Origin of the sequence: Actinomadura rayongensis (assembly GCF_009831215.1) — a bacterium.
Lineage (GTDB): Bacteria > Actinomycetota > Actinomycetes > Streptosporangiales > Streptosporangiaceae > Spirillospora > Spirillospora rayongensis.
The window spans coordinates 296,261-314,510 of sequence record NZ_WUTW01000002.1 but is presented as its reverse complement, the minus strand read 5'-3'; the positions used below and the strand labels follow the sequence as shown (position 1 = coordinate 314,510).

General features: G+C 70.3%; 18 protein-coding genes. 4 read left to right on the top strand and 14 right to left on the bottom strand.

Going from position 1 to position 18,250, the window contains the following annotated elements:
- Position 1 precedes the first annotated feature (1 nt).
- From GQ466_RS10830 to GQ466_RS10785, 10 genes are all read right to left on the bottom strand, one after another.
- Positions 2–403 (bottom strand): DUF2267 domain-containing protein, encoded by a 402-nt coding sequence (locus tag GQ466_RS10830; RefSeq protein WP_161102750.1) that lies wholly within the window; start codon positions 401–403, stop codon positions 2–4.
- Between the two features lie 20 nt (positions 404–423).
- Positions 424–678: a hypothetical protein gene (locus GQ466_RS10825; RefSeq protein WP_161102749.1), complete on the bottom strand. Its 255-nt coding sequence runs from the start codon at positions 676–678 to the stop codon at positions 424–426.
- A gap of 64 nt (positions 679–742) precedes the next feature.
- Entirely contained in the window at positions 743–1,855 is a 1,113-nt protein-coding gene (locus GQ466_RS10820; RefSeq protein WP_161102748.1) for a serine hydrolase domain-containing protein, read from the bottom strand.
- Between the two features lie 177 nt (positions 1,856–2,032).
- Positions 2,033–2,674 (bottom strand): FCD domain-containing protein, encoded by a 642-nt coding sequence (locus tag GQ466_RS10815; RefSeq protein WP_161102747.1) that lies wholly within the window; start codon positions 2,672–2,674, stop codon positions 2,033–2,035.
- A gap of 116 nt (positions 2,675–2,790) precedes the next feature.
- Positions 2,791–3,741, bottom strand: a complete 951-nt coding sequence (locus tag GQ466_RS10810; protein WP_237417848.1) for an isopenicillin N synthase family dioxygenase — start codon at positions 3,739–3,741, stop codon at positions 2,791–2,793.
- Between the two features lie 94 nt (positions 3,742–3,835).
- The gene (locus GQ466_RS10805) at positions 3,836–4,879 is read right to left on the bottom strand and encodes an isopenicillin N synthase family dioxygenase (RefSeq protein WP_161102745.1); all 1,044 of its coding nucleotides are present in this window, start codon (positions 4,877–4,879) and stop codon (positions 3,836–3,838) included.
- A 44-nt stretch (positions 4,880–4,923) separates the two neighbouring features.
- The gene (locus GQ466_RS10800) at positions 4,924–6,216 is read right to left on the bottom strand and encodes an amidohydrolase family protein (protein WP_202420373.1); all 1,293 of its coding nucleotides are present in this window, start codon (positions 6,214–6,216) and stop codon (positions 4,924–4,926) included.
- Positions 6,217–6,255: 39 nt separating this feature from the next.
- A complete protein-coding gene (locus GQ466_RS10795; RefSeq protein ID WP_161102743.1) occupies positions 6,256–7,335 on the bottom strand; it encodes an isopenicillin N synthase family dioxygenase in 1,080 nt (359 codons plus the stop codon).
- A gap of 47 nt (positions 7,336–7,382) precedes the next feature.
- A complete protein-coding gene (locus GQ466_RS10790) occupies positions 7,383–8,246 on the bottom strand; it encodes an ABC transporter permease (protein WP_161102742.1) in 864 nt (287 codons plus the stop codon).
- A complete protein-coding gene (locus GQ466_RS10785; protein ID WP_237417847.1) occupies positions 8,243–9,037 on the bottom strand; it encodes an ABC transporter ATP-binding protein in 795 nt (264 codons plus the stop codon). The genes GQ466_RS10790 and GQ466_RS10785 overlap by 4 nt, the downstream gene beginning before the upstream one ends.
- 221 nt (positions 9,038–9,258) lie before the next feature.
- Between GQ466_RS10785 and GQ466_RS10780 the strand changes: the two genes are divergently transcribed.
- On the top strand, positions 9,259–10,437 hold the full coding sequence (locus GQ466_RS10780; protein ID WP_161102741.1) for a nitrate ABC transporter substrate-binding protein: 1,179 nt from the start codon (positions 9,259–9,261) through the stop codon (positions 10,435–10,437).
- Positions 10,438–10,459: 22 nt separating this feature from the next.
- On the opposite strand, the gene GQ466_RS10775 is transcribed toward GQ466_RS10780, so the two are convergent.
- The gene (locus tag GQ466_RS10775) at positions 10,460–11,920 is read right to left on the bottom strand and encodes a CoA transferase (protein WP_202420372.1); all 1,461 of its coding nucleotides are present in this window, start codon (positions 11,918–11,920) and stop codon (positions 10,460–10,462) included.
- Between the two features lie 127 nt (positions 11,921–12,047).
- Between GQ466_RS10775 and GQ466_RS10770 the strand changes: the two genes are divergently transcribed.
- Positions 12,048–12,404: an immunity 51 family protein gene (locus GQ466_RS10770; RefSeq protein ID WP_161102740.1), complete on the top strand. Its 357-nt coding sequence runs from the start codon at positions 12,048–12,050 to the stop codon at positions 12,402–12,404.
- A 23-nt stretch (positions 12,405–12,427) separates the two neighbouring features.
- Here GQ466_RS10770 and bla read toward each other — a convergent pair whose 3' ends face one another.
- Positions 12,428–13,369, bottom strand: a complete 942-nt coding sequence (gene bla / locus GQ466_RS10765; protein WP_161102739.1) for a class A beta-lactamase — start codon at positions 13,367–13,369, stop codon at positions 12,428–12,430.
- Positions 13,370–13,537: 168 nt separating this feature from the next.
- Between bla and GQ466_RS10760 the strand changes: the two genes are divergently transcribed.
- Complete coding sequence (locus GQ466_RS10760) at positions 13,538–13,993, top strand: STAS domain-containing protein (protein WP_161102738.1); 456 nt, start codon at positions 13,538–13,540, stop codon at positions 13,991–13,993.
- A 394-nt stretch (positions 13,994–14,387) separates the two neighbouring features.
- On the opposite strand, the gene GQ466_RS10755 is transcribed toward GQ466_RS10760, so the two are convergent.
- Positions 14,388–15,461: a glycerophosphodiester phosphodiesterase family protein gene (locus GQ466_RS10755; protein ID WP_161102737.1), complete on the bottom strand. Its 1,074-nt coding sequence runs from the start codon at positions 15,459–15,461 to the stop codon at positions 14,388–14,390.
- A gap of 184 nt (positions 15,462–15,645) precedes the next feature.
- Positions 15,646–17,253: a dolichyl-phosphate-mannose--protein mannosyltransferase gene (locus tag GQ466_RS10750; RefSeq protein WP_161102736.1), complete on the bottom strand. Its 1,608-nt coding sequence runs from the start codon at positions 17,251–17,253 to the stop codon at positions 15,646–15,648.
- An 80-nt stretch (positions 17,254–17,333) separates the two neighbouring features.
- Between GQ466_RS10750 and rsmI the strand changes: the two genes are divergently transcribed.
- A complete protein-coding gene (gene rsmI / locus GQ466_RS10745; protein WP_161102735.1) occupies positions 17,334–18,176 on the top strand; it encodes a 16S rRNA (cytidine(1402)-2'-O)-methyltransferase in 843 nt (280 codons plus the stop codon).
- Positions 18,177–18,250: the final 74 nt, after the last annotated feature.

Below are 18,250 nucleotides of genomic sequence, written 5' to 3'. Positions count from 1 at the left end.
GTCAGCCGGTGCTGCCCGCGGTGATCAACTGACGGATGTCGTCGGGCACCGAAGCGGCGACCTTGTCCATCACGCCGCCCTGGGTGGCCTCGCCGACCGTCTCGAAGACGACGCGCGCCAGGTAGGCGGCGCGGGGCTCGTCCACATGGGCGCGCTGGGCGACGCGTTCCACGAAGTCGTGGCGGTCGAAGCGCTCGCCCGTCCCGGCGCCGCCGAACACCTCGGTGCGGCGCAGGTTCTCCCCGATCTCCCGGGGGAGCTGCGCGGCCAGATGGTCGGCGACGCCCTCGGGCACGCGCTCGCCCAGCGTCTCCAGCGTGGCGCGGCACGCGGTCTCCGCCTCGCCCCGGCTGGCGAGCCGGGCACGGGCCTGCACCTGTCCGATCAGTTTGTCGTGCTGCATGGCGATACCCCGATTCCCTCTCAGCCCCGGTGCCGCTTGGACGCGGACACGCCGTACCCCGGCCGGGGCTTGGGGGACATGTCCGGGTTTTTACCCCGGTGGACGTCCTCCAGCCGCTCGGCATGGTGGTGCGGCGCGTGCTCGGGCAGCGAGTGCGTCTGCTTGGACGAGCCGGTCGTGGCGCTCCGGGCGCTCGGCGTGGAGCCCGCCGCCCGGGCGGCGCGGCCGTCCTTGCGCCGCTGCTCCTCGTTGCCCTCCATCTTCTTGCGGACCATGTGGGTCTCCTTCGCCTCTGGTCCACGCGCCCTACCCGGCGGGCCGACGGGGAAAAACACGACGTCAGCGGGTACGGGCGACCTCCGCGGCGATGGCCCGGTAGGCGGGGATGTCCTCGGCCTCGTCGATCGTGAGCAGCGTGCTCTTCACGATCACGACGTGGTTCCTGCGGTCGACGTAGATGTTCTGGCCGCCGAGCCCGGACGCGTAGAAGGCGTCGGGCCCGTCGATCCACCAGCTCAGGCCGTACTGGGGGACGTTGCCCGCCGGGGCCGTCGACAGCGCCACCCAGTCGTGCGGGACGACCTGGCGGCCGTCGACCTTGCCGTCGTCCAGCATGAGCTTGCCGAAGCGGGCGAAGTCGCGGTCCCGGGCGTAGTAGCAGCAGTAGCCGAGCGAGTTGCCGTGCGAGTCGTTGCCGATGAACGCCGTGGACGCCATTCCGGCCGGGTTCCACAGCTTCTGCTGGACGTACTTGTAGTACGGCGTGCCGGTCGCGCGGGCGAGGATGAGCGCGAGGACGGCGGTGTTCATGCTCGTGTAATTGAACTGGGTGCCCTGCGGCACGGCCTTCTTGCGTCCCTTGGCCCAGTCGAGGGTGGTGGTGAGGCCGAGGCTGACGAGGACGTGCATCGGGATGTCGTCGATGGCCTCCGTCCATTCGATGCCGGACGCCATCCGCAGCAGGTTCCGGATCGTGATGTCGCCGTAGGCGGTCTTGGCCAGTTCGGGAATGTACTTCCCGACGGTGTCGTCGATCGACTGGATCTTGCCCTCGCCGACCGCGATGCCGATCGCCACGGACGTGTAGGACTTGGCCATCGACCAGGACTGGAACAGCGAGTCCTTGTCGTATCCGGCCGCGTACCATTCCTTCACGATTTTGTCGCCGTCCAGGACGACGAGGCCCTGCGCGTTCCGGTTCAGGAAGTCCTGCAGCGTGTGGTTCTGGCCGTTGTAGCTGTAGGTGACGTTGAGGTCGCGGGGCGCCTCGGTCAGTTTCACCGGGTTCGGGGACGGGTCGAGCCGGTCGAAATTCGGCAGTTGCAGCGAGTCCAGGCCCGACGGCGCGGACGCGGCCGGCGTCGGGCTCGGGGCCTGCGCGGTCGCGGACGTGCTCGCGAGACCGAGCGTGAGGGCCGCGAGCACGGCCACGGGAAGGGGACGGCGAAGCATGGGAGGGCTCCCTGGGGGGCGGGGAAGCGAATTGACTTCACGTCAGCGGCGGAACCTGGACGCTAACGGCCTGCCGACGCGCCCCACAAGGCACCTGGGTGACAAAAATCCGCCCGGCGGGCGGCCCCGCCGGACGGGAGGTCGGCGCGCCCTCGCCGTCGGCGGACCGCCGTTAGGTCACCCTTCTGCGCGAACTCGACGGCGCATTCGGATGAGAATGGACGAGACGTGGGCGGCAGCCGCGCGGGCCGCTTCGTCGGCGTCCCCGATCTCGATCGCGGCGACGATGCGCCGGTGTTCGTCCAAGGCGATCCGCCGGTTGCGCTGGTCCGCCCAGAGCCCGGAGTTGAAAAGGTGGGCTTTCGTGTCGAGCCGGTGCAGCGCTTCGCTCAGGGTGGGGTTGCGGGCGAGATCGCGGATCGCGGTGTGGAACTCCAGGTCGTTCCGCGCGTCGATCAGGGGGTGCGGCTCGTCCTCCAGCTGGCTCGCCTGGTGGCCGATCAGCGCGCGCAGGTGGGCGACGTCCGCCTCGGTGGCCCGTTCGGTCGCCTCCCGCGCGGCGTGCTCGTCCAGGAGCCTGCGCACGGTCATGACCTGCGCGATGGTCTCCTCGTCCACGAACGCCACACGCGCGCCCGCGTTCGGAACGTGCACCGCCAGACCTTCGGCGATCAGCCGTTGCACCGCGTCGCGGACGGGGCTGCGGCTGACGTCCAGTTCACCGGCCAACGCGGGCACGCTCAACTGGGCTCCGGGCTGGAGTTCTCCAGTGAAGATCCTGTCGACGAGTTTGGTGTAGACAACATCGCCCAGCAGCACCGCGTCACCGCTGGCTTCAAGTCCGCTTTTCAACGCTGTCCTCTTCTCGGCGAGAGCCGGCCTCCGGGTGGAGGCCGGCTCTCGAACGCCGCCGTTTCGGGGCCACGTCGTCCCGCTCACATGCGCGGGCCAGCATAGTTGGCCGCAATGCGCTGCTTGAGGTAATCCAGCGCGTTGATGGGTTCGTACTTGCCCTGCGGGGTCGTGATCGTGACGTCCCGGTTGGCCTGGGCGAAGAACGGGATGGAGTAGCGGGCCCCCGCGTACTCACCCGGCTGAGGCGCGCGCACTCGATGGAAGTTCGAGAGCAGCTGATCGTCGCTCCACCGCATCAGCATGTCGCCGATGTTGCAGGTGATCGCGTCGTCGCTCGGCGGCACCGGGGTCCACTCCGGGGCTTCGAGGTCACGGCCCGGGCAGACCTGCAGCCCGCCTTGGCCCTCGCGCTGGAACAACAGGGTCAGGCAGTCGAAGTCGGTGTGCGCGCCGGCGCGCCACAGTCCGGGGGTCCCGACCGCCTCTTCCGGAAGCGCGTAGTAGTGAATCAGCCGCAGGGTCGACTGGTACTCCGAGCTGGCGGGGTCGTGCGCCGCGGAGAAGAAGTCGCGGTCGAATCCGAGCCGCTCGGCGAAGCAGGACAGCACCCGCATGGCGACCTCCCAGCAGCGGGTCTCGAAGCCGTCCATGAAGGCGCGGAAGCCGGGCAGGTCGGTCTCGTCCGGCCAGAGGCCGTCCATTCTGGGCCGGGTGATCTGGTAGCTCTCCTTCTGGTCCGGGACGCCGACCGAGGGACGCACCTGGCTGGAGAACTCCCAGCCCGCATTGTCGGTCTTGCGGAGCGGAAGCTGTTCCTTGACTCCGCGGGGCAGGTCGAAGAACTTGGCCGACCACGCGAACGCCTCGTCGATCAGGTCCTGGGGGAGTCCGTGGTCGACGAGTTGAAAGAACCCGACCTGGGTGGCGGCGGCCCACAGTTCGTCCGTGATTTCGGCACGCCGGGCTTCGAAGTCGTGCAGGCTGATCTTCGGGATGGCGGCGTCGGCGCGCTCGGTGCCGAGCTGGCCCATGCGGACCTCTTTGTTCAGTTCGTCCAGGGTGTACGGGGCCTGAGACATCGCGGGCGTTCCCTTCGTGTGACGGGGTTGAGGACGGTCGGGTCGGTCAGCTCGCGGATCTGGCCGCGGCCAGGCGCTCGGCCTCGCGCTCCACGCCGGTGGGCGCGACGCCTGCCTTCAATCCGGCCAGCTTGGCTTCGATGTGTTCGGCGACGGTGATCGTGGAGTACCCGGGCCGGTCGGTGTCGGCGCAGCCGGGCAGCGTCTCGATCGTCGCGTCGAAGTTGCCGTCGAAGAAGAACGCGGCCGAGCGCCGACGCATGATCCGCCCGTCGACGATCGGGGGGTCGACCCGGTGGATCGTCGACAGCCAGCGGTCGTTGGTCCACCGGGCCATCGCATCGCCCAGATTCACGATCAACGCGCCGTCGGCGGGCTGCACGTCGTGCCACACGCCGTCAGCGTCGAGCACCTGCAATCCCGGAACCTGATCGGCCCACAGAACCGTCAGGATTCCGAAATCGGTGTGCGCCCCCATTCCGGTCAGCTCGCCCGCGAGCGCGATCTCCCCTTCGTCGAGCGCGTAGTTGTTGAGGTTCATGATGTCGATCGAATGGTCCACCAGGTCATCGAAGTAGCCGGTCGGCAACGTGAGGCCGTCGGTGAACGCGTGCAGCAGGACCCGCGAGACCTTCCGCGCGTGGGCGAACCATTCCTCCACCCCGGCGCGGAACGCCGGGGCGACGTCGTCGGGCCACACGTTCTCGGGGTAACTCGACGCCGGCAGGTCCGGCCGTTCCGGGTACGCCGATCGGCCTGCTCCGACGGTGAACGCCTCGAAGAAATCGTTCATCTGGTTGGCATTGGCCACACCGAGGCTCATGCTCAGCGACTCGCTCTTGGGCGGGCTGTATCCACGGTTCTCGGGCCGGACGTAGCGCTTCTTCACGTCGATGGGCAGCGCGTAGAACGCGTCGAACGCGGCGGTGAGTCCGTCGATCGCGGATTTCGGCACTCCGTGACCGACGATCTGCATGAAGCCCACGGTCGAGGCGGCGTCGTCCAGTGCTCGCGCGACGGCTTCTCGTTGCTCGACCGAGCCCTGCCGGTCGATGTATGGCGAAATATCGATGGTCGGGACGTGGAGCATCTCGTCTTCCTTGCTCGACGGCGTCGGAGTTCGTGGCCGGTGCGTCAGGTCGTCAGCCGGGACAGGCCCTCGATGAGTTCTTCCTCGTCCACGCGCGTGCTCTTTCCGTCGCGGTACACGACCTCGCCGTCGACGAGGACACGATCGACGATCGCCGCGCTGCCCGCGGTGAGGATCATGGCGCCCGGGTCGCGCACGGGCAGCGTCGCGTAGTCGCGGTCGAACTGGATCACCGTGAGATCGGCCGGCGCACCGACCGAAACACCGCCCACGACCGCCGGAAGACCGAGATTTTCGTTGGCGCCACCGCACGCGATGTCGATCATCTCGGGGAAGGTGAGGATATCGGCGCGCTTGTTGGCGACCCGCTGCAAGTACGCCCCGATGCGAAACGCTTGGAACATGTCCTGGGTGTCATTGCTCGCGGCACCGTCGACGCCGAGCCCGACCTTGATTCCCCGTTCCATCATGGAAACGACGGGCGCGACGCCGCTGCCCAGCCGCATGTTGCAGACGGGGTTGTAGGCCACTGCGACACCGCGCTCCGCCAGAATGTCCTGGCCATAGGAATCAAGCTCCACGCAGTGCACGGCGAGCAGCTGTGGCCAGAGGAAGTCGGCCGCTTCGAGGAACTTGACGGCGCTCATCCCGAGGTGCTCGTGGCACATGACGTCGTCGGTAATGGTCTCCAGGAGATGGATCATCACCGGAACGGCGTGCGACTCGGCGAACGCGCGGGTGGCCGCCAAGCCCTCCTTGGTGATCGACCGGGGATTGGGCACGGCGAGCGCCGGCGAGATCCGCGAATCAGCCGTCAGTTCGATCAGGCCGGCGACGTGGGCCAAGACGTCGTCGATCGGCGACAACAGCGCGGGCTCGAAGCCCCAACGTCGGGAGGCGTCGGCCCGGTCGGCGATGCCCCGCCCGAGCACCGCGCGTATTCCCGTGTCGTTCAAACCGCGGATGACCGCTTCGTGCACCGCGGAGGACGGGGTGGGCCACATGTGCTCGACCACCGTGGTGGTTCCCGACCGCAACAGTTCCAACGACGCCGCCACGGTCGCCAGGTAGGCGCGTTCGGGCGTGATCTGGACCGTCTCGGTGCCGATCAGCCGGAGCCATTCCAGAAGGCCGGTGTTCTCGGCCATGCCGCGCATGAGCGACTGCTGGAGATGGGTGTGCGTGTTGACGAATCCGGGGATCACGTGACGCGTGACGTCGCCGCGCGAGACCGACGGATGAATGCCGGTCACGATTCCGTCGGTGATGTGGATGTCGCGATGGTCCTGCCAGCGGCCGTCCGTGAACACCGTGACGTCGGACAGGATGTCGGTCATTTTTTCCATGGAATGCCCTTCAATCGGCCCGGTTCGCGCTCAGCCCGCGTCCGCCGCCGCGAGGAAACGGGCCGCTTCCCGCTCGGCGCCCGCGGGCTTGTCGCCGGAGGCGAGGCCGGTCTTCAGTCCGGCGACCTTGGCCGCGATGTTGTCGGCGATGGTGATCGGGGGGTAGCCGGTCTCACCGTCCGCGACGGTTCCGGGCAGCGGGGTGATCAGGGCGTCGTGGTTGCCGTCGAAGAAGAACGCGGCGGAGCGGCGGCGGATGATGCGGCCGTCGACGAGCGGCGGGTTGACCCGGTGGAGGGTGGACTTCCAGCGATCGTTGGTCCACCGGGCCATCGCGTCGCCCAGGTTGATCAGGAAGGCGCCCTCGCCGGGCATGACGTCGTGCCAGGTCTCCTCGCCGGTGCCGTCGTCGCCGAGCACCTGGAGGCCGGCGACCCGGTCGGCCCACAGAACCGTCAGGATGCCGAAGTCGGTGTGCGCTCCCATGCCCATCAGCTCGCCGGCGAGTTCGACCTCGCCTTCCGGCAGGGCGTAGTTGTTCATCTTCATGGCGTCGATCGAGTGGTCCACGAGGCCGTCGAAGTAGCTGATCGGCAGGCCGAGCGCTTCCGTGCACGCCCGCAGGAGCACGCGCGACAGACTCCGCGCGGCGGCGAAGTAGAGCAGGGTGGCGCGCTGGAATCGAGGGGCCGCGTCGGGCCAGTTGTTCGGTGCGTAACTGGTCTCGGGAAGGTCGACGTCGTCGTACCAGGACGTCTCGGAACCGATGGTGTACGCCTCGTAGAAGTCGTTCATCAGGTTGGCCGGCGTGACGCCCAGACTGTTGGCCAGCGACTCCGACTTCGGCGGCGCGTATCCCCGGTTGGCGCCGGGTTCGCGGCGGTACTGCTTCTTGGTCTCCAGTTCGAGGCCGAAGAACTCGTCCAGGGCGTCCTTGAGGCCCTCGACCAGCGCGTCGTCGACGCCGTGGCCGACGACCTGGAAGAAGCCCACCTCGCGGCACGCGCGGTCGATCTCGGCGGCGACGCGCGCGCAGTCCGGGTCGGTGGCGGCGGTGGCGGACGGCGCGAGGTAGGGGGAGATGTCGATGGTCGGGACTTCGAAGGTCATGGCGACTCCTGTTCTGGTTCCGGGGGTGGCGTCGAGGAGATCGGCGGTTACCGGCGGGCGCCCGAGTTGTGCCAGCGTCCGACGAGCACGCTGGAGAGGACGGCGAAGAAGGCGAAGACGGCCACGCCGAATCCGGCGGCCAGCAGCACCGCGGCGATGAGGTCCTCGCTCCGCAACTGCGCGACGTAGTTGTTGATCAGAGTGCCGATGCCCGGATCTCCTCGGGCGAAGAACATGTCGCCGATGATCGCGCCGATGACGGCCTGGCCCGACGCGATGCGCAGGCCGGTGAGAATTGAGGGCAGCGCGGCGGGCAGTTCGAGCCGGACGAGGCGCTGGAGCCACGAGGCGCGCCCGAGGTCGAACAGTTCGTGAAGCCCGCGGTCGACGGACCGGAACCCGAAATTGGTGTTGGTGATGACGGGGAACAGGGAGATCAGCACGCAGACGAGGACCCGGGCCGACGTGCTGTACCCGACCCAGAGGCCGATCAGCGGCACGATCGCGAGGATCGGGACCACTTGGAGGAGGACGGCGTACGGATAAAGGGCGCCTTCCAGCCAGCGGGCCTGGCTCATGACGGCCCCGAGCGCGACGCCGACCGCGGTCGCGATGAGCAGGCCGAGCGAGGCGACCTTGACCGTGACGGCGAGCGCGTCGAGCATCGGTCGCAGATGGGCCGGGTCGGAGAACGAACGGCTCCAGACCTGTTGCGGCGGCGGCAGGAGGAACCGGCGGCTCGGGCTCAGCAGGAAATGGGTGGCCCCGTACCAGGCCCCCATGCCGATGGCGACGACGGCGGCGGGGATCACGAGCGCTCTGAGCGCGCGTTTCATCAGCGACCGGAGACGGCCGGCGCCGATGGCCTTGGCGAACGCCTTGAACGAACCGACAGCGGGCACGGTGGTCATCGGTCGTCCTTTCGCAGCAGGTCGGAGACCGTCTTGACGTAGTCCACGTACGCCGGGTCGAACCGGAGTTCGCGATGGCGCGGTCGGGGCAGGTCGATGGGGACCACGTCGCGGATGGTGCCGGGCCGGGCGGACATGACGACGACCCGGTCGGCGAGCAGCACGGCTTCGGAAACGGAGTGGGTCACGAAGAGAGCGGTGAAGCCGCGCCGGTCGTAGAGATCGAGCAATTGGAGTTGCATCTCTTCCCTGGTGAGTTCGTCCAGGGCTCCGAACGGCTCGTCGAGGAGCATGACGCGGGGTTCCAGCGCCAGCGCCCTCGCCAGCGAGACCCGCATGCGCATTCCGCCCGACAGGGAGCGCGGAAGTTGGTCCGCGAAGTCGGTCAGGCCGACCGCGCGGATGGCGGCGTCGACGCGTTCGCTCAGCTCGTCGTGCGGCAGTTTCGCCAGCTTGCCGAGCAGCCCCACATTGCGGCGCACCGATGCCCAGGGAAGGAGCGTCGGTTCCTGAAAGATGAAGGCGACCGACTCGGTCCCGACCGCGACGCTGCCGCCGCTCGCCCGTTCGAGTCCCGCGGCGAGCCGCAGCAGCGAGGACTTGCCGCAACCGGAGGGGCCGACGATCGCGACCAGCTCGCCGGTCCGCACGGTCAAGGTGATCTTGTGCAGCGCCAGGGTCCCGGTGCCGTACGTCAGATCCAGGTCGTGGAACGCCACCTCCACGCCGTGCGTGAGGTGGCTCGCGTCGACGTCGTGCATCGTGTCGACCAGACGCGCTGTCCGGCTCATGACGCTCCCGTCCGCTCAGGGGCGCACCCGTCGTAGCGCCTGCCTCCCATCCTGCGATTGCATGCAATGCTGCGCAAGCCCCTGCACGGTTAAGCGCTTGTTACATGCAATAGCGCGTTTGTTACAGGTGTTCGCGGGGTCTTGTGTGCTCTGTCGGCGGTCGGTCAGTGTTGCCGCCAGCGCCCGGCCCCGGGCCTTCGACCACGCAAGGAGAGTCCCCCATGTCCCGATTCCGCCCCACGGTCCGCCGGGCGGCAGCCGCGACCGGCGCGCTGCTGCTGGCCGGTCCGCTGGCCGCCTGCTCGTCCGGCGCGACGCCCGGTTCGTCCTCGACGACGAGCGGCCTGGCCCAGGCGACCGGCAAGAAGTTCCTCGGCGACGTGTGCGGCAAGAACGTCGTGGTGCAGCTGCAGTGGCAGCCCCAGGCGGACATGGGCGCGCTGTTCTCCCTGCTCGGCCCCGGGTACAAGGTCGACACCAGGACGCATTCCGTGACCGGCCCCCTGGTCGTCGACGGCAAGGACACCGGGACCCGCCTGACCTTGCGGGCGGGCGGTCCGGCGATCGGCTTCCAGTCGGTGACCTCGCAGATGTACGCCGACGACTCGATCAATCTCGGGCTCGTCCACGCGGACCAGATGATCTCGGCCTCGGGGAACCAGAAGGTCGTCGGCGTCACGCCACTGCTGACCCATTCGCCGACCATCCTGATGTGGGACCCGGCCGCTTATGGGACGTCGTTCACGATCAGCAAGCTCGCCGCCAGCGGCGCGACGGTGGTCGTCGCCAAGGATCAGGCCTTCGTCGCCTGGCTGGTGGCGAAGGGGCTGGTGCGAAAGAGCCAGATCGACACCAGCTACGCTGGCAGCCCGGCGCGTTTCGTGGCCGACCCGAAGATCATTCAGCAGGGGTACAGCGACGCGGAGCCGTACGAGTACGAGCACACCATTTCCGCGTGGAAGAAGCCGGTGTCGTACCAGCTCCTGCGCGACGCGGGCTACGACCCGTACGCGGCCGACCTGTCCGTTCGCGCCGACCGGCTCACGTCGTACGCCCCGTGTTTGAAGAAGCTGGTGCCGATCGTCCAGCAGGCGACGGCGAACTACATCACCGACCCTGCGGCGACGAACCGGCTCATCGTCAAGGTCGTCGGTTCCGACTCGTCCTACATTCCGTACACGATCGGCGAGGCCAACTACGCGGCGGCCGAACTCAAGAAGGACCGTCTCGTGGAAGCCGAGCACGGCACGGTCGGTGGATACGACAAGAACCGCACCGATGCGTTCGTCAAGGAAATGGGTCCCATCCTCGCGGCTCAGGGCAGCGCGGTTCCGAGCGGTCTGAAGGGCAGTGATCTGTTCACCACGCAGTTCATCGACCCTTCGATCGGAATGCCGTAATCGCTCGGCGACACCGATGTGGTCAGGCGCGCGGTTCCCATCGCGGATCGTCGGCGGCCCACGGGCGTCCGGCCCAGGCGTAGTCGGCGGGCGCGCCGTCGAACGCCAGGACGGGCGGGGCGCACGTGATCCGGCCCGCCTCGCCGTCCACCGTCACGGTCGGCAGGTGGGGGTTCTGTTCCGCTCGCGTCGCGCCGTCGGTGGCGAGCAGTTCGTGGCCGACGCGGGCGAGCGCGACGGACACCAGCGGGGTGCCGCCGCTCGTGCGCTGCCGGACGAGCGCCGTCATGATCGCGGCGGCCAGCAGGTGGCCGGACGTGTGGTCGAGCGCCTGCGCGGGCAGTGCGCCCGGCGTCGCGCCGTCCGCGCTCTCGGCGATCGCGATGCCGGTGGCGGCCTGGACGATGCTGTCGAAGCCGCGCCGCCGGCTCCACGGCCCGGTGGCGCCCCACGCGCTGACCTGCGCGATCACCAGGCCGGGGTGGCGGGCGGCGAGCGCGTCCGGGGCCAGTCCGAACCGGTCCAGCGCGCCGGGCCGGTAGCCGGTGACGACGACGTCCGCGTCCGCGAGCAGGCCGTGCAGGACGGCGTGGTCGCCCCGGTCGCGCAGGTCCAGCGTCGCCGAGCGCTTGCCCTGGCCGGTGTCGAGGTGCAGCCAGGCGATCTCGGGGTGCCGGGGCGGGTCGACGCGCAGCACGTCCGCGCCCGCGAACGCCAGGTCGCGGGTGGCGACCGGGCCGGCGATGACGCGCGTGAGGTCGAGGACCCGCACGCCGTGGAGCGGCAGGTCGTCAGCGCGCGCCGGAGGCCAGGGACGCGGGTCGGCGGCTCCGATCTCGGCGATCTCGACCAGCGGGCGCGCGGCCAGCGCCGCCGCCTGCGGGTGGTTGCGCCACTGCTCGGGCGTCCGGACGGCCGCGACGACCGCGCCCGCCGCCACCGCGCGTTCCTCCAGGTCGGCGGCGCTCTGGCGGGCGACGGCGGCGCGGAACTCGGCGGGCCGGACGCCCGCGGCGAGGCCGAGCAGCGACCGCAGCCGCCGGGCGTGGTGCGGGTAGTTGCCGTGCGTGCGGATCCAGCCGTCGTCCGCGCGCCAGAAGCCGGAGAGCGCCGCCCATGCCTCGCCGGGACGTCCGTCCAGCCGGAACAGGCGCTCGCTCTGGTACGACGCGGCGATTCGGTCGGCCGATAGAAATACCGGGGCGACGTCCCCGCCGAACCGCCGCGCCCGGACGACGTTGGCCGCCAGCGACGCGACCCCCACGCCGTCGGCGGCCAGCTCGCCGACCGGGAGCGCGGACGGCAGCGGGACCACGTCCTCCGGCGGCGCGATCAGGCCCAGGAGCGCCGGGTCGCCGCCGAGATCGGCCCACGCGCGCCGTGCGAACCGTCCCGTCGGCACCGTCCCGGCCTCGTCCCGCCCGGGCGGGGCCGTCTCCGGCGCGTCGGCGGACGTCATGCGGTGGTCGCTCCGGCCGGTCATGTCCCCACGTCCTTCCTCCTGCCGCGATTGGACCCATCCAATGCGCTCCATGACCGATCTACCAGGGTCCAATTCGGACGAAGTGGACTGCCCCCCGAATGTCCGAGGCGCCCGCTAGGTTCGCGGCATGACCGATCGGACCACCTTCGCGCCGCTGATCTTCTTCGAGTACGACCACAAGCCGGGCCACTACTGCCTCATGCTCAGCGACCAGCACATGGGCGGTTCGGAGGACGTCTTCGAGGAGTGCGGCCAGTACGGCAACGGGTACGGCTGGGCGGGCGTGGCCCGTTCGGCGGTGCGCGCCCGCGCGCCGGAACTCGACGGCCGGTTCGGCCTGGATCCCGAGGCCGGGATGTTCGTGGCCTATGGCGAAGATTCCGACGCGCTCAAAGCCCTGGGCGCCCTGATGCGCACCGCCTGGCACGACCGGACGGAACTCAAGGCCCTCATCGAGTCCGGCGACCCCGACTGGTTCGACTGACCCCGTCCCGCAGCCCGGCGACGTCAGCTGCCGGAGGTCAGGCCCAGCCCTTCGACGAGGAGGGTCGCGGTGCGGGCTATGACGGATTCGTCCGGGCTGCCCTTGGGGTCGTTGCGGTTGGTGTAGACGGCGATGATCACGGGGGCGTGGCCGGGGGGCGTGACGACGGCGATGTCGTTGGCCGTCCCGTAGGTCGATCCGGTGCCGGTCTTGTCGCCCACGAGCCAGTTCTTGGGCACCCCGGCGCGGATCCGGGCGTCGCCGGTGACGGTGGCGCGCAGCCAGGCGTTGAGCTGTGCCCGGTCGGGGGCGGGAAGGGCGCGGCCCACGGTGACGGACGCGAGGTCGCGTCCGATCGCGGCGGGGGTGACGGTGTCCTGGCGCTGGCCCGGTTTCCACTGGTTGAGGGCGGGTTCGGTGTGGTCCAGGCGGGAGACGGGGTCGCCCAGAGAGCGCAGGTAGCGCGTCACGCCCGCCGGGCCGCCGACCTGCTTCAGCAGGACGTTCGCGGCGGTGTTGTCGCTCTGGGTGATGGCCGCGCGGCACAGCTCGGCGGCGGTCAGGCCGTCCGCGACGTGCTGCTCGCTGACGGGGGAGTTGGGGAGCAGGTCGTCCGCCGTCCAGTGGAGGCGCCGGTGGAGCAGGCCCGGATCGCTGACGCGCGCCTTGTGGAGGACCGTCGCGGCCAGCGCGGCCTTGAAGGTGGACGCGAACGCGAACCGCTCGTCCGCGCGGTGCGCGACCACCCGGCCGGTGCCGGTGTCGAGCGCGAACGCGCCGATGCGGCCCGCGTAGGAGCGTTCGAGCGCGTCGATGCGCGCGGTGACGGACGGGACGGCGCGGACGGTCGCGGCCCGCGGAACGGCCGGCGCGGACGACCCGCCGCAGCCCGCCGCGCCGAGGGCGACGGACGCGGCGAGGACGGACGAGGCGAGGAGCGCGCGCCGGTGAAGTGATCGCTGCATGGGACGACAACAGCAGAACGGCGGCGACCGCGTCCAATACCGATATGCGTCGGGCATTCATAGCCGTTTCCGCATCGTCCCAGGTCATCGGCATAATGCGCGCGGCGGGAATGACCTCGTGGCCTTTGGGTACGGCCTTGTTCCTTCGGAGGCGACGGGGGTGGAACCATGCGACGGGACGTCCAGGTGCGGCTGGAGACGAATCATTCCAGCGGCTGCACCGTGGCGTACGTGTCCGGCGACCTGGATTTCGGGAACGCGCACGAGCTGGTGGACGAGTTCTTCCGGCTGTCCGGGACGGCGGCCGACCGTCCCACACGGGTCGTGCTCGACTTCGAGGAGGTGGGCTTCCTCGACTCGTCCGGCATCGGCGCGGTGGTGCGCCTGTGGAAGGCGCTGCGCGAGGGCGGCGGGGACCTCGGCATCGCCCACCCGCCCAGGATCTGCTGGGTGATGATGACGCGAACCGGACTCGCCCGCTACATAGCGATGGGCCAGACCGTCCACGGCGTCGCCAGCCGCCTGGCCCCGCCACGCGCACCGTCCCGCGGCAGCGCCCACCCCCGCAACGGCCGAACCGGCCCACCCGGCGAACACCGCCCCCGAGCCTCCCGAGCCCGCTGAACAACCACCCCCCGAGTATTCGACCCAGACGCACCGCCGCGCGGTACCGACCACCCGCGCGACGGGCGCCTGGCCCACTCCGCCCGACCAACACCGCGCCCACGCATCCCGAGCGCGCCGAGCCCGCCACGCCTTTCTACGCCCCTCGCGCGCGCCGCGCCTTCCTGCGCACGCCGCGCCTTCCTGCGCACGCCGCGCCTTCCTGCGCGCGCCGCGCCTTCCTGCGCGCGCCGCGCCTTCCTGCGCGCGCCGCGCCTTCCTGCGCGCGCCGCGCATCTGCGCCGCGCGCGTCTTCGCGCGGCGGCTTATGCCCGCGCGGTGTTGGGTTGCGGGTCCGTGCGCTGGCGGGGAGCGGCGAGCGTTGGGCCGGGTGTTCCGGGCGCTGTGGACGGGGTCAGGGGTGGGGGTAGGGCTTGGGGAGGCGCATGCCGCGGTCGGCCATGATCTTGCGGACGCGGTCGGGGTAGTCGGTGATGATGCCGTCGACGCCCATGTCGATCAGGGCCTCGACGGTGGCGGGGTCGTCGCACGTCCAGGGGACGACCTTCAGGCGGCGTGCGTGCGCCTCGGCGAGCATCGCGGGGCTGACGTAGAAGCGGAAGTTCGGGTCGCCGATCTTCCCGTTCTGGGGGAAGCCGTAGACCGGGGAGAGCGCCCGGACGCCGGGGATGGATGCGGCGGCCCGCACGAAGTCGCCGTCGAAGTCGTCCGCGTCGAGGCCGCCGAGCCACGGTGAGGCTCCGGGCTTGCCGACTTGCAGGAAGTCGTAGTTCGTCAGCGCCACCAGCGGCCAGGACGGCGCGAGCCGGTGCATGACCTTCAGCGCGCCCCAGTCGAACGACTGGATCGTGACCTGGTCCTCGATGCCCGAGGCGTGGATCTCCTCGAACACGCGGCGGACGAACAGCTCGCGCGGCGCCGTCTGCTCGGGCGCGCCCGCCTCGACCTTGGTCTCGATGTTCAGCGTGACCTGCTTGGCGCGGTAGGACTTGACCAGGTTCAGGACGTCCTTCAGCTCGGCCATCCGGAACCCCCGCACGACCTCCTGCTCGGGGAACCCGGGCAACTGCTGGTAGCCGCAGTCCAGCGTCTTGATCTGGGCCAGCGTGAGGTCCTTGATGTACTTGCCGACGTAGGGGTACATCGGGTCGCCCGGCGTGACGGGGCCGGTGTCACGGCACTTGACGCCGCTGATCTGCCGGTCGTGGTTGACGACGACCTTCTCGTCCCTGGTGACGTGGGCGTCCAGCTCCAGCGTGCTGACGCCGAGCCGCAGCGCCTTGGCGAATCCCGCCAGCGACTCCTCGGTGGTCAGGCCGAGCCCGCCCCGGTGGGCCTGGAGGTCGAAGTGGGTCTTCTGGGGGAGCACCGGGCGGGGCCCGCCGCCCGGGGACGCGTGCGCGACGGCGGGCGCCGCCAACAGCGCGGGCACGACGGCCAGGCCGACGAGGACACGACGCAGGGACATGGGGAACGACCTCGGCTCTCTTCGCTTCATCCGGCCCGACGAAGCTAGAGCGGCCGTCCGTCCCGCCGCGTGGCGCCGATGTGAGGGAGCCGTGAACGTTCGCGAAAGCCCGTCCGATCACGGTCCGCAGCCGAACGCCCGAAAGCCCAGCTCAGCCGGTTCAGAACGCCTCCGGAGCGTGACGTCAGATCCAGCTGTCGAACCAGATCCGCGCGTGCCAGGAGTCGTACGGAATGATCTTGGCCGCGTAGATCGGGTAGAAGTACGCGAAGTTCACCAGTACCACCAGGACGAACGCGCCCGCCGTCGCCGCGCCGACCAGCCGCCGCGCGGACGGCGACGCGAGGCGCGACGACCCGTCCGGCGCGGCCATCACACCCGGTTCGGGCGAAGGGCCGATCAGGTACCCGAAGACCAGGACGAGCGCCAGGCACATGAACGGGATCATCGGCGTCGTGTAGAAGAGGAACATCGTCCGGTGCTGGAACGCCGACGGGAACCACGACACCCAGCCCGCGCCGTAGCCGAGCAGGATCGCGCCCGCGCGCCAGTCGCGCATCCGGATCCACAGGAACAGGACGAGGACGAGCGCCAGCGCCGCCCCCCACCACAGCGCGGGCGTCCCGATGCCGAGGATCTCGCGGGAGCACCGCGCCGCCCCGCAGTTCTTCGGCTCGGTGTAGTAGAACGCTACCGGACGCTTCAGGATCGGCCAGTTCCACGGCCACGACTGGTACGGGTGCTTGGCCTCCAGCCCGGTGTGGAAGCTCAGCATCTCCTTGTTGTACTCGTACAGCCGGGGGATCGCCTCGAACGGGCGCCACAGCGGGTTGGACGACACCTCGCCCCGGCCCCACCCGCCGGACTTGAAGATCCACCCCGACCACGTCGCGAAGTACGTCACGACGCCGACGACGGCCAGCTGCACGAACGCCGGACCGGCCTCCCACCGCAGCATCCCGGCCCACGGCGCGGGCACCCCGGCGGCGCGGCGGGCGCCGACGTCCCAGATCAGCACCATGACGCCGAACGCCGCGATGTAGAACACGGCCGTCCACTTGGTGCCGAGGCCGAGCCCGAGGCAGACGCCCGCCGCGATCCGCCAGCCGTGCAGCAGGAACGGGCCGGACCGGGACGCGTGCCCCGCCTCCATCTTCGCCACGAGCCGCCGCCGCGACCGGTCCCGGTCGGCGACCAGGCACGCGAACCCCGCGAGCACCCAGAACATGACGAACACGTCGAGCAGGGCGGCGCGGCTCGTCACGAACGCCAGGCCGTCCACCGCGAGCAGCAGCCCGGCCGTGCAGCCGAGCAGCGTCGAGCCCGTCATCCGCCGCGCGACCCGGCACAGGATCAGCACCGACAGCGTCCCGACCAGCGCCGGGACGAACCGCCACCCGAACGGCGTCGCCCCGAAGATCTGCTCGCCGATCGCGATCATCCACTTGCCGAACGGGGGATGGGCGACGAACGACGGCCCGTCGGTCCAGATGTCGGCGTGCGGGTTCGCGATGAGCGCCTTGTCGGCGTCCTTGGCGGTGTTGTGCTCCCAGCCGTACCGCAGCAGGGACAGCGCGTCCTTGGCGTAGTAGGTCTCGTCGAACACGACGGCCTTCGGCTGCCCGAGCCCGGTGAAGCGCAGGACGCCCGCGAACACCATCACGAGCAGCGGGCCGAGCCAGCCGCGCAGCCCGTCCCCCGGGACGTCCGGAACGACCCAGTCGCGCAGCGTGCGGGGCCGGGGCCGGCCGAGGGGCGGGCCCTCGGCGGGTGCGTAGTCCGTCGTGGCCATTCCGACATCGTAGGGGCGCGGGCGCCGGAGCGGGCAGCGCGGCTTTGGCCTGTGGATAACCCAGCGGGGAGAATGGCCGGGTGAACGACGACACGGGAACGCTGCTGCTCGCCGCCGCGCCGATCGGACGGACGGACGACGCGTCCTCCCGCCTGCGCGCCGCCCTGGAGACCGCCCCGGTCATCGCGGCCGAGGACACCCGGCGGCTGCGGCGGCTGACCGGCGACCTCGGCGTCGCGCCCACCGGGCGGATCGTGTCGTACCACGACCAGAACGAGACGGCCCGCGCCGCCGAGCTGCTGGACGAGCTGCTCGCCGGCCGCGACGTCCTGGTGATCACCGACGCCGGAATGCCCGGCGTGTCCGATCCGGGGTACCGGCTGGTGCGGGCGGCGGTGGAGAAGGACGTCCGCGTCTCCGTGCTCCCCGGCCCGTCCGCCGTGACGACCGCGCTGATCATGTCGGGCCTGCCCACCGACCGGTTCTGCTTCGAGGGCTTCCCGCCGCGCCGGCAGGGCGAGCGGGCGCGCCGTCTCGCCGCGCTGGCCGCCGAGCCGCGCACGCTGGTGTTCTTCGAGGCCCCGCACCGGCTCGCGGCGACGCTGGCGGCGATGGCGGACGCGTTCGGCGCGGACCGTCCCGCCGCCGTCTGCCGCGAGCTGACCAAGACGTACGAGGAGGTCAGGCGCGGTCCGCTGAGCGAACTGGCGGACTGGGCGGAGGAGAACGCGCGCGGCGAGATCACGCTGGTGGTCGGCGGGGCGCGGGAGACCGGCGCCATCACCGATCCGGCGGAGCTGGCCGCCGCCGTCGCGGACCGCGAAGCCCAAGGAACACCCAGGAAAGAGGCAATTTCCGCCATCGCCAAGGAGAACGGCGTTCCGAAGCGCGTCGTCTATGACGCCGTGGTCGCCCACAAATAAACCGGACTTTTCGGGCATGTGTCCGGCCGGGCCGGTAATAACGGACCAGGGAAGGGGAGTGGCGGTCTCACAAG

What these genes read in the sequence shown, in the direction of transcription:
- GQ466_RS10805 (WP_161102745.1), bottom strand. Translation starts at nt 4,879, where the DNA reads ATGCTCCACGTCCCGACCATCGATATTTCGCCATACATCGACCGGCAG.
- GQ466_RS10790 (WP_161102742.1), bottom strand. Translation starts at nt 8,246, where the DNA reads ATGACCACCGTGCCCGCTGTCGGTTCGTTCAAGGCGTTCGCCAAGGCC.
- GQ466_RS10795 (WP_161102743.1), bottom strand. Translation starts at nt 7,335, where the DNA reads ATGACCTTCGAAGTCCCGACCATCGACATCTCCCCCTACCTCGCGCCG.
- GQ466_RS10810 (WP_237417848.1), bottom strand. Translation starts at nt 3,741, where the DNA reads ATGGGCCAGCTCGGCACCGAGCGCGCCGACGCCGCCATCCCGAAGATC.
- GQ466_RS10780 (WP_161102741.1), top strand. Translation starts at nt 9,259, where the DNA reads ATGTCCCGATTCCGCCCCACGGTCCGCCGGGCGGCAGCCGCGACCGGC.
- GQ466_RS10830 (WP_161102750.1), bottom strand. Translation starts at nt 403, where the DNA reads ATGCAGCACGACAAACTGATCGGACAGGTGCAGGCCCGTGCCCGGCTC.
- GQ466_RS10770 (WP_161102740.1), top strand. Translation starts at nt 12,048, where the DNA reads ATGACCGATCGGACCACCTTCGCGCCGCTGATCTTCTTCGAGTACGAC.
- bla (WP_161102739.1), bottom strand. Translation starts at nt 13,369, where the DNA reads ATGCAGCGATCACTTCACCGGCGCGCGCTCCTCGCCTCGTCCGTCCTC.
- GQ466_RS10750 (WP_161102736.1), bottom strand. Translation starts at nt 17,253, where the DNA reads ATGGCCACGACGGACTACGCACCCGCCGAGGGCCCGCCCCTCGGCCGG.
- GQ466_RS10825 (WP_161102749.1), bottom strand. Translation starts at nt 678, where the DNA reads ATGGTCCGCAAGAAGATGGAGGGCAACGAGGAGCAGCGGCGCAAGGAC.
- GQ466_RS10820 (WP_161102748.1), bottom strand. Translation starts at nt 1,855, where the DNA reads ATGCTTCGCCGTCCCCTTCCCGTGGCCGTGCTCGCGGCCCTCACGCTC.
- GQ466_RS10785 (WP_237417847.1), bottom strand. Translation starts at nt 9,037, where the DNA reads ATGAGCCGGACAGCGCGTCTGGTCGACACGATGCACGACGTCGACGCG.
- GQ466_RS10755 (WP_161102737.1), bottom strand. Translation starts at nt 15,461, where the DNA reads ATGTCCCTGCGTCGTGTCCTCGTCGGCCTGGCCGTCGTGCCCGCGCTG.
- GQ466_RS10760 (WP_161102738.1), top strand. Translation starts at nt 13,538, where the DNA reads ATGCGACGGGACGTCCAGGTGCGGCTGGAGACGAATCATTCCAGCGGC.
- GQ466_RS10800 (WP_202420373.1), bottom strand. Translation starts at nt 6,216, where the DNA reads ATGACCGACATCCTGTCCGACGTCACGGTGTTCACGGACGGCCGCTGG.
- GQ466_RS10775 (WP_202420372.1), bottom strand. Translation starts at nt 11,920, where the DNA reads ATGACCGGCCGGAGCGACCACCGCATGACGTCCGCCGACGCGCCGGAG.